We start from the raw sequence: 12,177 nt of genomic DNA, 5'->3' as shown, positions 1-12,177 counted from the left end.
CATCTGTCGTCTGCCGACCATCACTTGCCGCTCGGCATCCGCCTCGAAGCAGGAGCCTCCCCATGACCGACAGCCCCGAGCAGGACTACGACCCGGGTGACGTGGCCGTCATCGGCATGTCCCTCCGGTCCCCCGGAGCCCGCACCAAGGAGCAGTTCTGGGACAACCTCGTCCACGGCAGGGAGTCCGTGTCCTTCCTGGAGAAGGACGACATCCACGTCGACGAGACCCTGATCCACAGCCCTTTCTACGTCCGCGCCTGCGGAGTGCTCGACACGTACGACAAGTTCGACCCCTCGGTCTTCGGCATCAGCGACCGGATGGCGGCCGCGATGACCCCGGAGAACCGGCTGTTCCTGGAGAGCGCGTGGGAGACGCTCGAGGACGGCGGCTACGACCCGGACCGGGTCAGGGCCGAGATCGGCATGTACGGCGCCAACAACCCCCAGACCGCCGCGCTCTACAGCTCCCCGCCGGACCGGGTGTCGGTCGGCCCCGAGGCGATCGAGGCGAGCCTGGCCTGGTCGCCGGACACCATGACGTCCAACGCCCTTTACTACATGGGGCTGACCGGCGAGGCCGTGACCGTCGCCGCCGTCTGCGCCGGCTTCCACTACGCGGTGCACCTGGCCTGCCAGTCGCTGCTGCTCGGCCAGACCGACATGGCGATCGCCGGCGGCGCGATGGTCCGTCTGCCGCACCCCCGCGGCCACCTGTGGGAGGAGAACCGCATCCTCTCCAAGGACGGCCACTGCCGCCCGTTCGACGCCAACGGCACCGGCACGGCCCTGTCGAGCGGTGTCGTCACCGTCCTGCTCAAGCCGCTGGGGCAGGCGGTCGCCGACCGCGACCACATCTACGCCGTGGTCAAGGGCTCGGCGGTCAACAACAACGGTGTCAGCGCGATGGCCTACGGCCTGGCGCAGCCCGAGCGGCTCAGCGCCTGCATCGCGAGCGCCATGGAGGTCGGCGGCGTCAGCCCGGAGACCGTGTCCATGTACGAGGCCAACGGCCTGGGTCTGCCGATGACCGACGAGCTCGAAGTGCACGCGGCGAGCATGGCCTTCGGCAAGCAGACCGGCACGACCTCGATCGGCGGGGTCAAGGGCAACGTGGGCCACGGCGGGGTGGTCTCGGGCGGCTTCGGCGCGATGAAGGCCGCGCTCGCCCTCTTCCACAGGAAGCTGCCGGCGACGATCAACCTGACCGAGGTCAATCAGGACCTCGACCTGCCGAGCACCCCGTTCGTGCCGCAGCTGGAGACCGCCGACTGGGAGTCGGAGTCCGGTGTCCGCCGTGCGGGCATCACCTCGATCGGCGGCGGCGGATACAACGCGCACCTCGTCCTGGAAGAGCCGCCGACGGTCGCCGGGCGCGCCCCCGAGGCCGCCGGCAGGCCGCGCCTCGCCACGCTGTCCGCCCTGGACGACGAGGCGCTGGACCGTCAGCGCGCACGACTGAGGGAGTGGCTGATCGCCGACCCCGCGCTGCGTCTCGACGACGTCTGCTTCAGCCTCAACCTGGGCCGCAAGGTGATGGACCGCCGGTGGGCGGCCGTCGTCCGCAGCCGTGAGGAGCTGATCGACGCGCTGGCCGCCGGTTCCTCCGGGGGCCCGGCCGTCACGACCGCTTCGGCGCCGCGGGTGGACGCGGAGTCCTTCCGCAGCAACGACGACGGGATCGTGCTGTCCGGGCGGGACGCGGAGGCGCTGCCCGAGCTGACCGCGCTCGCCGCCGCCTGGGTGACGGGCCGTCGGGTGGACTTCGACTCCCTGCACCTCGGGGAGGCCAGCCGCCGGGTGCCCCTGCCCACGTATCCCTTCCGGCCGCGCCGCTTCTGGCGTACGGACTGGTGACCGTGAGGACGACGGCGCTGGACGCCGTGGACCTGGGCGACCCGGCGACCTTCGCGGAGCACGACCTCGGCGCGTTCTGGCGCACCCTGCGGGACACCGCGCCGGTGCACTGGAATCCGCCGGCAGGCGGCCGCAAGGGCTTCTGGGTGCTCTCCCGCCACGAGGACATCATGGCCACCTACCGCGACGACGTGCACTTCACGTCCGAGCGCGGGAACGTCCTGGTCACGCTCCTGGGCGGCGGGGACGCCGGCGCCGGCCGGATGCTGGCCGTCACCGACGGGCCCCGGCACCACGAGCTGCGCAAGGTCCTCCAGCGGGTGCTCTCGCCGAGGGTCCTCGACGAGGTGGCGCGTACCGTCCGGGCCAACACCCGGCGGTGGATCCGGGAGGCGGTCGAGCGCGGCGGCTGCGACTTCGCCGAGGACATCGCCGGCCGGATCCCGATGACGACGATCTCCAGCCTGCTCGGCGTGCCCGAGGAGGACCGGGAGTTCCTGCTCTCCCTCACGAAGGCCGCGCTGTCGACCGAGGACGAGGGCGTCGGCGAGGTCGAGTCCGAGATGGCCCGCAACGAGATCCTCATGTACTTCATGGACATCGTCGAGGAGCGGCGCGAGTCCCCGAGCGACGACGTGATCAGCATGCTGGTCGCCAGTTCCCTCGACGGTGTGCCGCTGTCCGACGAGGACGTCGTGCTCAACTGCTACAGCCTGATCATCGGCGGCGACGAGACCAGCCGGCTCACGATGATCGACTGCGTACGCACGCTGGCGGCGCAGCCGGAGGAGTGGCGGCGGCTCAAGCACGGCGAGGTCGCGATCGACACCGCCGTGGACGAGGTGCTGCGCTGGGCCTCGCCCACGATGCACTTCGGGCGCAGCGTCGTCCGCGAGACCGAGCTGCACGGGGTACGGCTGCGGCCGGGCGAGATCGTCACGCTCTGGCACGCCTCCGGGAACCGCGACGAGCGGGTCTTCGACCGGCCGGAGACCTTCGACCTCGGCCGTACCCCCAACAAGCACCTGGCCTTCGGCTACGGCCCGCACTTCTGCGTCGGCTCGTACCTGGCCAAGGTGGAGATCGCCGAACTCCTCATGGCGTTACGGGACTTCACCACCGGATTCGAGCAGACGGCGGAGTCCCTGCCGATCCGGTCCAACTTCCTGACCGGGTTCTCCACACTGCCGGTGCGGTTCCTGCCCGATCACTCCGGACTGAAAGAGGTCGACTGATGAACGGTAGCCCCTTCGACGCCGCCGAGGGCGACTGGCAGGTCGTGGTGAACGCCGCCGGGCAGTACGCGCTGTGGCGGCCGCACCTGGACGTGCCGAAGGGCTGGCGGGTCGTCCACTCGGGCCCGGACCGCGAGAGCGCCCTCGACCACGTCGAGCGGCACTTCGTCATGGCGGTGGACGAGTGAACATCTTCATCTCGGGACGGGGGGCCTTCGCGGTCCAGGTCGCGGACGCCCTCCTCGACGAGGGGCACAAGATCGCCGGCGTGTCCGCGCCCCGGCTGCGCAAGGGCCAGTCCGACGAGGGCAACGCGATGTGCTGGGACCGGCTGCGGGCCTGGGCGTTCCCCCGGGGCATCCCGTGGACGGACTCGGCCGAGCTGCGGGCGATGCACGTCCCGGACGGGGTGGACGTCATCGTCGCCGCGCACTCGCACGCCTTCCTCGGCCGCAGGACGCGGGCCCGGGCCACGATCGCCACCATCGGCTACCACCCCAGCCTGCTGCCGCTGCACCGCGGCCGGGACGCCATCCGGTGGACGGTCCGGGACGGCGACAAGGTGACGGGCGGCAGCGTCTACCACCTCACCGAGCGCACCGACGGCGGGCCGCTCGCCGCCCAGGAGCACGTGTTCGTGCCCCCGGGCTCGACCGCGCGGAGCCTGTGGCGGGAGCAACTCGCCCCGCTCGGCGTTCGGTTGCTCCTGAAGGTGGTCGCCGACCTCGCCGAGGGCCGGCGGATCGAGGTCCCCCAGGACGAGAAGCTGGCGACCTGGGAGCCCGCGATGGACTCGCCTCCGCTCTTCAAGCCCGAGCTCATCGCCCTGCCGGGAACGACGCCGGTCGACGGCAGCAGGTGGGCGCTCCACTCGAACTAGGAGCGGGGGAAGGCCCGGAGGGGACGGTCAGAGAGGACCGTCCGAGGGAACGACCCACATCGGGTTGGAGTAGAACCACAGGTCCTGCCACGGGTCGACGTCGCCCTGGACGTCGAGGGCCGGGCCGTGGGGATCGACGGCGGCGCCGTGGAGCCCCGTGGCGCCACGGTTGCCGTCGGTCCCGCGCAGCCTTACGTACACGGGCCGGTCCAGCCTGCCGAGGGGGTGGGTCAGCCGTACCGTGCCGGCGGCCCCGTCGACCTCGAAGGACCGGACCACTCTCGTGTCGGGCGCGCGGAAGGCGTCGGGATCGCCCGGGTTCCCGGTGACGTCCCCCTGGACGACGTCCACGCGGGCCAGGCCCGGCACCTTGCCGGTCCAGTTGGGGGCGGTCGCCGGGGTGACGTCGACGACGAGGTCGACGTGCTCGCCACGTCGCACGGTCAGCGTCTCACCGAGGCCGGCCGTCCGGTCGCCCGCCCGCAGCCGCGCGTGGAGTCCGCTCAGCAGACCGCCGTGGTCGACCCACACCCGGCCCGCCCTGAGGCCGTCCATCACCGCCTGGTACGAGAGGGCCGCCGCGCCGACGTGCGTGCGGCTGTACTGGCCCGGCCAGTGATCGCCGGTCACCCGGTTCGGCTCGGCGCCGTAGACGGGGTCGGCGTGCCGGCCGTCGCCGGCGAAGTCGCTGCCGGGCCCCCGTACCGAGGTGTCGCCCATGACGTCGTGCGAGTCGGAGTTCACCGTGATCCACCACGGCCTGCCCTCGGCGAGCATGCTGTCCCACAGGCCGCCCACCGTCGCGGTCATCCAGTCGAAGCCGCCGAAGGTGCGGTAACTCTCCGGCGGATAGAGGGAGTAGGAGTCGGGTCCGGGGTTCGCGCCGTAGTGGCCGCGGTGCCTCCCGGGTCCGCGTGACGCCGGCAGTCCGGCGGCCTGGTGGCCGGGCGCCCCTTCCATCCCCACGGCGATGTGCGGCTGGGCGTCGCGCCAGTTCCGGATGTCCCGTGGCGCGTCGAGGCCTCGGCGGGAAGGGTGGTTGACGAGGAAGAGGACGTCGTCTACGCGCCCGTCCTCCAACGCGTCGGCCAGGAAGCCGAGTCCGGAGAGCGCGAGCTCCTTGTGGGCGTCGGCGACGGCGGTGGTACCGGTCACCCAGCCGTCGTAGGCCGTCTCGAACTCCTTGAGGACGGTGGCCTCTTCGCGCCCCGGATGGACGAAGACCGTGGCGTGTTCCGCGGCCGGGACGTTCCACTCCAGCCCCTGGAAGACCAGCATGTCCGGATACTCCTCGCGGGCCCTGACGATGTCCGGATGCACCTTGTCCACACCGAGCTTGGCGTGGGTGGTGCCGCCGTGGTCGGTGATGACGAGCCAACGCAGGCCGTGTGCCCGGCCCTGGCGCACCTGGTCGACGACCCGGTACTTCCCGTCGCCGCTGTACTGCGTGTGGACGTGGTGGTCACCCGCCAGCCACCGGTATCCGCTTGTGCGCCCCATTCCCACTTCCCCCTCCAGGCATGGAGTCCCGAAGCATATCCGCCGTGGGGGGTCAGGGACTGGTGGTGGAGACCGCGTAGACGCGGGGGAAGGCCGGGTCCGTGAGGTCGACGGTGATGTCGGTGGTCGGGCGCGGTTCCTCGCGCGTGACCGTGGTGCCCGACCAGGTCGTTCCCTCGTGGAACGTCCAGCCGACGATCTCGGCGTCCCGGTCGCCGATGGTGATCCGTCCCGGGGTGAGCTCGGAGCGGGAGGTGCCGGCGTTGAAGAGGAAGAAGTCGAGGCCGTAGGCGTCCGTCGTGAACTGGACGTAGAGGCGGCTGGTCTTCCAGTTGCTGGTCTCGTAGTACGCGACGTCCCAGGCTCCCCAGGGGACCGGGACCTCGAATACCCGGCGCTTCATCCAGGAGGGCGGATTCGTCTGGAGGCCGGCGGCCGAGGACTCGATCTCCTTGTCGCGGCCGCTGTCTCGGCTCTGGCCTGCGGAGACGGCGAGGTAGCCGGCGGGGATGCCGACGAGCAGCACGATGATGACGGCCGTTATCCAGCGGCGCCGGATCATGTGGCGCCGGTCCTCCGGCAGCTTTCCCTCGGGCTGGTGGGGCTGGTGGGGCAGGGTCATGAAGTGGGGTCCTCAGGGGTACGGGCGGTCCGGCCCGCGGGCCCGCTGCGCAGGGCCTGGGCGTAACGCTCGTAGCGTTCGTACCGCTCGACGCGGCGCCGGTTGGCGCGGCGGAAGCGGCGGGCGACGAGCCGGGCGAGGTCGGCGGCGCCGACCATACCGGCCTCGGGACCGAGCTGGGCTCGGGTGATGCGGGCCTCGGGGCGGTAGCCGCGGCCGGTGAGGTGGCGGCGGAAGGCGTCGCGGGCGGGGCCGATGAGAAGGTCGTCGGCCGCGGAGACGCCGCCGCCGATGACGAAGCAGGAGGGGTCGAGGGCGGCGGCGAGGTTGGCGATGCCGACGCCGAGCCACTGCCCGATGTCCTGGAGCAGCTCGATGCTCATGGCGTCGCCCTCGCGGGCGAGCTCGGTGATGAGCGGTCCCGTGATGTCGGGGATGTTGCCCTTGACCCGCTCGATGATCTCGTACGCCACCGGGGAGTCGGCGGCGGCCAGCTCGCGGGCCTCGCGGACGAGTGCGTTCCCCGAGCTGTACTGCTCCCAGCAGCCGCGGTTGCCGCAGGGGCAGCGGTGGCCGCCGGGGACGACCTGCATGTGCCCGAACTCGCCGGCGACCCCGTACTTGCCCCTCTTGACCTGGCCGTCCTCCAGGATCGCGCCGCCGATGCCCGTACCGAGGGTGATCATGACGAGGTGGTCCTCGCCGCGTCCGGCGCCGAAGCGCCATTCGGCCCAGGCAGCGGTGTTGGCGTCGTTGTCGACCATGACGGGGACCGCGAGGCGCGACTGGAGGGAGTCCCGGAGGGGTTCGTTGCGCCAGGCGAGGTGCGGGGCGAAGAGGACCCTGGCCCGGTCGGCGTCGACCCAGCCGGCCGCGCCGATGCCGACGGCGTGCACGTCGTGCCGGTCGGCGAGGTCGAGGACGAGCTCGACGATGGTGTCCTCGACGACCTTGGGGCTCTTGGACTTGTCCGGGGTCTCGGTGCGGAGCTTCTCCAGGATGTTGCCGTCCGCGTCGACGACCCCGGCCATCACCTTCGTACCGCCGATGTCGATGCCGACGGTCGGCACGCGGGGCGCCGTCAGGTGGGAGCGCCGCTCCCGGGTCCCGACGGTCCGCAGCACGGTGCCCCGGGCGGATCCCCGGTGTGTGAGGTCGCGGTAGGTACTCATCGGTTCCGATTCTGCCAGGTGGGGTGTGTGGCGGCCGTTACGTCGAGGACGGGCGTTCCAGCTCGTGGCGGAGGTCCTCCAGCTCGGTGCCGCCGGCCATCTGGCGGGTCAACTCGTCGAGCGTGACGGAGCTCTTGGTGTGGCTGCCGGCCATCACGCCCCGCTTGAGGAGGACGAACCGGTCGCCGACGAGGTAGGCGTGGTGGGGGTTGTGGGTGATGAGGACCACGCCGAGGCCCTCGTCACGCGCGGCGGCCACGTACTTCAGGACGACCCCGGACTGCTTGACGCCGAGCGCGGCGGTCGGCTCGTCGAGGACGAGGACCTTGGCGCCGAAGTGGACGGCGCGGGCGATGGCCACGCACTGGCGCTCGCCGCCGGAGAGGGTGCCGATGGGCTGGTCGACGTCGCGGAGGTCGATGCCCATGCGGAGCAGGGCATCGCGGGTGGTGGTGCGCATGAGGTCGACGTCGAGCCGCTTGAAGGGGCCGGAGCCCTTGGTGGGCTCGGAGCCGAGGAAGAAGTTCCGCCAGACGGGCATGAGGGGGACGACGGCGAGGTCCTGGTAGACGGTGGCGATGCCCCGGTCCAGGGCGTCGCGCGGGTTGGCGAGGGTGACCTCCTCGCCCTCGATGCGGAAGGTGCCGGCGTCGTGCCGGTGGAGCCCCGCGACGATCTTGATGAGGGTGGACTTGCCGGCGCCGTTGTCCCCGAGGACACAGGTGATCTCGCCGGAGCGGACCTCCAGGGAGACCCCTTCGAGGGCGCGGATGTTGCCGTAGTACTTGCTGACGTCGTCGAGCTCGACGAGCGGAGCGGACCCGGTCTTCGTCGCCGTCGTCACTTGGTGGCCTCCACGCGCTTGCGGATCCAGGCGTTCAGCAGGGTCGCCAGGAGGAGCATCGCTCCCAGGAAGAACTTGAACCAGTCGGGGTTCCACTCGGCGTAGACGATGCCCTTGCTGGTCATGCCGAAGATGAGTGCGCCGACCGCCGAGCCGATGGCGGAGCCGTATCCGCCGGTGATCAGGCAGCCGCCGATGACGGCCGCGATGATGTAGATCAGCTCGTTGCCGACGCCTTCGCCCGACTGGACGACGTCGAAGGAGAAGAGCAGGTGCTGGCCGGAGATCCAGGCGCAGAAGGCCACGCCCATGTAGAGGCCGATCTTCGTCCGGTAGACCGGGACGCCGACCGCGCGGGCGGCGTCGGCGCCGCCGCCGACGGCGAAGATCCAGTTGCCGAAGCGGGTGCGCAGCAGGATCCAGGTGGCGAGGGCGACGAGGCCGAGCCACCACAGGATGGTGACCTTGAGCTCGACGCCGCCGACGGTGATCTGGGAGGCGAAGAGCTTCCGGGCGGAGGGGAAGCCCTCCATGTCGGCGATGGTCTTGGTGGAGACGGTGCCGCTGATGAGCTTGGTGAGGCCGAGGTTCAGGCCGGTCAGCATGAGGAAGGTGCCGAGCGTGATGATGAAGCTGGGCAGTTTCGTGCGGGTCAGCATGAAGCCGTTGAAGACGCCGATCGCGAGGGTGACGAGCAGCGAGACGCCGACGCCGACCCAGACGTTCGCCGTCATCTGGTAGCTGAACATCGAGGAGACCAGCGCCGAGCTGGTGACCAGCACGCCGGCGGAGAGGTCGAACTCGCCGCCGATCATCAGCAGGGCGACCGGGACGGCCATGATGCCGATGGTGGAGGCCGCGTAGAGCACGGTGCCGAGGCTCGCGGGGCGCAGGAAGCTGTCGGCCGCGATCGAGAAGAAGACGAAGACGGCGAGCGCGCCGACGACCGAGCCCAGCTCGGGCCGGGCGAGGAGCTTCTTCAGCGGCGTGGTGCGCAGGAGCCGTTCGTCGACGTGGTCGATCCCGTCGGACGGTGGGGCGGTGGAGCTCATCGGGTACCCCGCTCCGCGTACTGCTTGAGCGCGCCCGCCTGGTCCTTGGTGATGATCTGGGGGCCGGTGAGGACCGGCTTGCCGCCGCCGAGCACGTCGGCGTTGTAGCGGTAGAGCCAGAGCAGGTCGACGGCCTCGTATCCCTGGAGGTAGGGCTGCTGGTCGACGGCGAAGCCGAGCGTGCCGGCCTGGAGGGCGGTCGCGACCTTGGCGTTGAGGTCGAAGGTGTCGACCTCGGCCTCGCTCCCGGCGCTCTTCGCGGCCTGGACCGCGGTGTCCGCGAAGGGGGCACCGAGGGTGACGACGGCGTCGATGGCCTTGTCCGACTGGAGCTTGGCCTCGATGGAGGCCTTGACGTCGGGCATGTTGGTGCCGTCGACGTAGAGGTTCACGAGCTCGCCGCCGAAGGTCTTCTTCGCTCCGGCGCAGCGCTGCTCGTGGCCGATGTTGCCCTGCTCGTGCAGGACGCAGAGGGCCTTCTTCTTGCCGCGCTCGTCGAGCTCGTCGCCGACGGCCTCGCCGGCGACGGTCTCGTCCTGACCGATGTGGGTGAGGGCGCCGAAGGCCTTGGACTGCTCGGCGCCGGAGTTCACGGTGATCACCGGGATGCCGGCCTTGACGGCCTTCTCGACGGAGGCCTTCATCGCGTCGGGCTTGGCGAGGGTGACGATCAGGCCGTCGACGCCCTTGGCGACGTACGAGTCGATGAGCTGGGCCTGCTGCTGGGCCTCGTCGCTGTGCGCGTACAGGAAGTTGATGTTGTCCTTGACGGCGGCCTGCTTGGCGCCGTTCTGGACGATGTCCCAGAAGGTGTCTCCGTCGCCGGAGTGGGTCACCATGGCGAAGGTCCAGCGGGGGGTGTCGACGGCCGCCCTGCCCTGGGCCGCCGCGGCCTTGCGTGCGTCCTCCGCCCGCTTCCCGCCGGTGCTGCTGCACCCCGCGAGCGCTCCTGTGAGCGCGAGCGCGAGCACGGCGCCGATGACGGCCCGCACCCCTCCTGTCCGAAGCCTGGTCACGAGGCCGTGCCCTCCTTTGTGTCCTTCTGCGTGCATTGCAGTATCGGTCATGCGGCTCATGGCACTGGTCAGGGGGGCCTTCGGGACCTGTCGGACGGGGTGTGCTGTCACGGACGGACCATCAGCTGGAGCTCGAAGGAGTAGCGGCCGGCCCGGTAGAGATGGGAGCCGTGCTCGACGGCCCGGCCGGTGTCGTCGTAGGTGGTGCGTTCCATCGTGAGCAGCGGGGCACCCGCACGCTCGTCGAGGAGCGCGGCCTCCTCCGCGGTCGCGGCGCGGGCGCCGATGGACTGGCGGGCGCTGTGCAGGGTGAGCGCGGCGGAGCGGAGCATCCGGTAGAGGCCGGTGGTCTCAAGGCGCCCGGTGTCCGGTTCGTCCGGGCCGAGGAGCCCGGCGGGCAGGTGGTTGCGCAGGTACGCCATGGGCTCGCCGTAGGCGGTGCGGAGCCGCTCCAGGTAGTGGACGTCGCTGCCCTCGGGTACGCCGAGGGCGGCCGCGACCGGTGCGGTGGCGGGTTCGAGGCGGTTGGCGAGGACCCGGGTGCCGGGGCGGCGGCCCGCGGCCTCCAGGTCGTCGTAGAGGCTGCTGAGCTCCAGCGGGCGCCGGACCCTGCTGTGCACGACCTGGGTGCCGACGCCCCGGCGGCGGACGAGGAGGCCCTTGTCGACGAGGGACTGGATGGCCTGGCGGACTGTGGGGCGGGAGAGGCCGAGGCGGGTGGCGAGCTCGATCTCGTTGCCGAGGAGGGAACCCGGGGGCAGCGTCCCGTTCTCCACCGCGGCCTCCAGCTGCCGGGCCAGCTGGAAGTAGAGCGGGACCGGACTGGTGCGGTCCACGGACAGCGGGGGCAGGGGGGAACCGGACTGCTTGGCCACGGGGGGAGCGTATCCGGGCACGCAGACGACCGGAAGCCGACGGCGGCACGGGGGGACATGACGTCCTGACGTCCGGTTGTCCTGACAATCCTTGACACCGGGGACGTACGCCTCCACGGTGGGGCCATGCGCATCGGACTCATCGGTACGGGACGGATCGGGAGCTTCCACGCGGGGGTACTGGCCCGCCACCCGGAGGTCGAGTCGCTGGTCGTGGCGGACGCGGACGCGACACGGGCGGCCGGGGTCGCGGGGGCGCTCGGGGCTCAGGCCGCGCCCGACGTGACGGCGCTGCTCGACCACGCCCTGGACGCGGTGGTGATCGCCTCGGCGACGGCCGCGCACGCGGAGCTGATCGCCCGCGCCGCCGGTGCGGGTCTGCCGGTCTTCTGCGAGAAGCCCATCGCCCTGGACGTGCCCGGCACCCTGGCGGCGCTGCGGGCCGTGGCGGAGGCGGGCACCGAGCTCCAGCTCGGGTTCATGCGCCGTTTCGACACGGGGTACCGGGCGGCGCGGGAGGCGGTGGAGTCGGGGCGGCTCGGCCGGCTGCACACCGTACGGGCGGCGACGTCCGACCCGGAGCCGCCGCCCGCAGCGTATCTGCCGCTCTCCGGCGGGCTCTTCCGGGACTGTCTGGTGCACGACTTCGACATCGTGCGGTGGGTGACCGGGCGGGAGGTCGTGGAGGTGTACGCGACGGGCTCGGACGCGGGTCCCGCGATGTTCCGGGAGGCGGGCGACGTGGACACGGCCGCCGCGCTCCTCACCCTGGACGACGGCACGCTGGTGACGGTGACGGGGACCCGGTGCAACGGCGCCGGGTACGACGTGCGGCTGGAGCTGGCGGGCGAGCGGGACCAGATCGCGGTGGGCCTGGACGACCGGACCCCGCTCACCTCGGTGGAGCCTCAGGGGCCGGCGGCGCCGGGGAAGCCCTGGCAGGGGTTCCTGGAACGGTTCGCCCCCGCGTACGAGGCGGAGCTCGCCGCCTTCGTCCGGCTGGTGCGCGGAGAGGTGCCCAATCCGTGCGACGGCCCCGAGGCCCTGGCCGCGCTCCGGATCGCCGAGGCGTGCGAGCTGTCCCGCCGGGAGCGGCGCCCGGTCCGGGTGGAAGAGGTTCCGTAA

General features: G+C 71.5%; 12 protein-coding genes. 5 read left to right on the top strand and 7 right to left on the bottom strand.

The features are described from left to right. Positions 1–62: 62 nt before the first annotated feature. From IE124_RS05300 to IE124_RS05285, 4 genes are read left to right on the top strand one after another with little or no spacing between them, the layout of a single operon-like run. Complete coding sequence (locus IE124_RS05300; RefSeq protein ID WP_189505266.1) at positions 63–1,856, top strand: beta-ketoacyl synthase N-terminal-like domain-containing protein; 1,794 nt, start codon at positions 63–65, stop codon at positions 1,854–1,856. Continuing rightward, the gene (locus tag IE124_RS05295; RefSeq protein WP_189505265.1) at positions 1,853–3,091 is read left to right on the top strand and encodes a cytochrome P450; all 1,239 of its coding nucleotides are present in this window, start codon (positions 1,853–1,855) and stop codon (positions 3,089–3,091) included. Before IE124_RS05300 ends, IE124_RS05295 begins: the two co-directional genes overlap by 4 nt. Beyond that, positions 3,091–3,279, top strand: coding sequence for an MbtH family NRPS accessory protein (locus tag IE124_RS05290; RefSeq protein WP_189505263.1), 189 nt, complete (start codon positions 3,091–3,093; stop codon positions 3,277–3,279). The genes IE124_RS05295 and IE124_RS05290 overlap by 1 nt, the downstream gene beginning before the upstream one ends. Beyond that, positions 3,276–3,971: a formyltransferase family protein gene (locus IE124_RS05285; RefSeq protein ID WP_189505262.1), complete on the top strand. Its 696-nt coding sequence runs from the start codon at positions 3,276–3,278 to the stop codon at positions 3,969–3,971. The genes IE124_RS05290 and IE124_RS05285 overlap by 4 nt, the downstream gene beginning before the upstream one ends. A 27-nt stretch (positions 3,972–3,998) precedes the next feature. On the opposite strand, the gene IE124_RS05280 is transcribed toward IE124_RS05285, so the two are convergent. The 7 genes from IE124_RS05280 to IE124_RS05250 form a co-directional block, all read right to left on the bottom strand. After that, positions 3,999–5,471 carry a PHP domain-containing protein gene (locus IE124_RS05280; RefSeq protein ID WP_189505261.1) on the bottom strand — a complete coding sequence of 491 codons (1,473 nt, stop codon included), beginning with the start codon at positions 5,469–5,471 and terminating at the stop codon, positions 3,999–4,001. 52 nt (positions 5,472–5,523) lie between these two features. Next, positions 5,524–6,093, bottom strand: coding sequence for a hypothetical protein (locus tag IE124_RS05275; RefSeq protein ID WP_189505260.1), 570 nt, complete (start codon positions 6,091–6,093; stop codon positions 5,524–5,526). Beyond that, a complete protein-coding gene (locus IE124_RS05270; RefSeq protein WP_189505259.1) occupies positions 6,090–7,265 on the bottom strand; it encodes an ROK family glucokinase in 1,176 nt (391 codons plus the stop codon). Before IE124_RS05270 ends, IE124_RS05275 begins: the two co-directional genes overlap by 4 nt. Positions 7,266–7,302: 37 nt before the next feature. Next, complete coding sequence (locus IE124_RS05265) at positions 7,303–8,109, bottom strand: ATP-binding cassette domain-containing protein (protein WP_189505258.1); 807 nt, start codon at positions 8,107–8,109, stop codon at positions 7,303–7,305. Continuing rightward, on the bottom strand, positions 8,106–9,161 hold the full coding sequence (locus IE124_RS05260; protein ID WP_189505257.1) for an ABC transporter permease: 1,056 nt from the start codon (positions 9,159–9,161) through the stop codon (positions 8,106–8,108). Before IE124_RS05260 ends, IE124_RS05265 begins: the two co-directional genes overlap by 4 nt. Beyond that, the gene (locus IE124_RS05255) at positions 9,158–10,177 is read right to left on the bottom strand and encodes a sugar ABC transporter substrate-binding protein (protein WP_189505256.1); all 1,020 of its coding nucleotides are present in this window, start codon (positions 10,175–10,177) and stop codon (positions 9,158–9,160) included. The genes IE124_RS05260 and IE124_RS05255 overlap by 4 nt, the downstream gene beginning before the upstream one ends. Before the next feature lie 107 nt (positions 10,178–10,284). Then, complete coding sequence (locus IE124_RS05250) at positions 10,285–11,013, bottom strand: GntR family transcriptional regulator (protein ID WP_189505569.1); 729 nt, start codon at positions 11,011–11,013, stop codon at positions 10,285–10,287. Positions 11,014–11,178: 165 nt separating this feature from the next. Between IE124_RS05250 and IE124_RS05245 the strand changes: the two genes are divergently transcribed. After that, positions 11,179–12,177: a Gfo/Idh/MocA family protein gene (locus IE124_RS05245; protein ID WP_189505254.1), complete on the top strand. Its 999-nt coding sequence runs from the start codon at positions 11,179–11,181 to the stop codon at positions 12,175–12,177.

It is taken from the genome of Streptomyces narbonensis, from assembly GCF_014649015.1.
Classification (GTDB): domain Bacteria; phylum Actinomycetota; class Actinomycetes; order Streptomycetales; family Streptomycetaceae; genus Streptomyces; species Streptomyces narbonensis.
This window is presented reverse-complemented; position numbering and strand designations above follow the sequence as displayed.

What these genes read in the sequence shown, in the direction of transcription:
- IE124_RS05270 (WP_189505259.1), bottom strand. Translation starts at nt 7,265, where the DNA reads ATGAGTACCTACCGCGACCTCACACACCGGGGATCCGCCCGGGGCACC.
- IE124_RS05300 (WP_189505266.1), top strand. Translation starts at nt 63, where the DNA reads ATGACCGACAGCCCCGAGCAGGACTACGACCCGGGTGACGTGGCCGTC.
- IE124_RS05290 (WP_189505263.1), top strand. Translation starts at nt 3,091, where the DNA reads ATGAACGGTAGCCCCTTCGACGCCGCCGAGGGCGACTGGCAGGTCGTG.
- IE124_RS05280 (WP_189505261.1), bottom strand. Translation starts at nt 5,471, where the DNA reads ATGGGGCGCACAAGCGGATACCGGTGGCTGGCGGGTGACCACCACGTC.
- IE124_RS05275 (WP_189505260.1), bottom strand. Translation starts at nt 6,093, where the DNA reads ATGACCCTGCCCCACCAGCCCCACCAGCCCGAGGGAAAGCTGCCGGAG.
- IE124_RS05260 (WP_189505257.1), bottom strand. Translation starts at nt 9,161, where the DNA reads ATGAGCTCCACCGCCCCACCGTCCGACGGGATCGACCACGTCGACGAA.
- IE124_RS05245 (WP_189505254.1), top strand. Translation starts at nt 11,179, where the DNA reads ATGCGCATCGGACTCATCGGTACGGGACGGATCGGGAGCTTCCACGCG.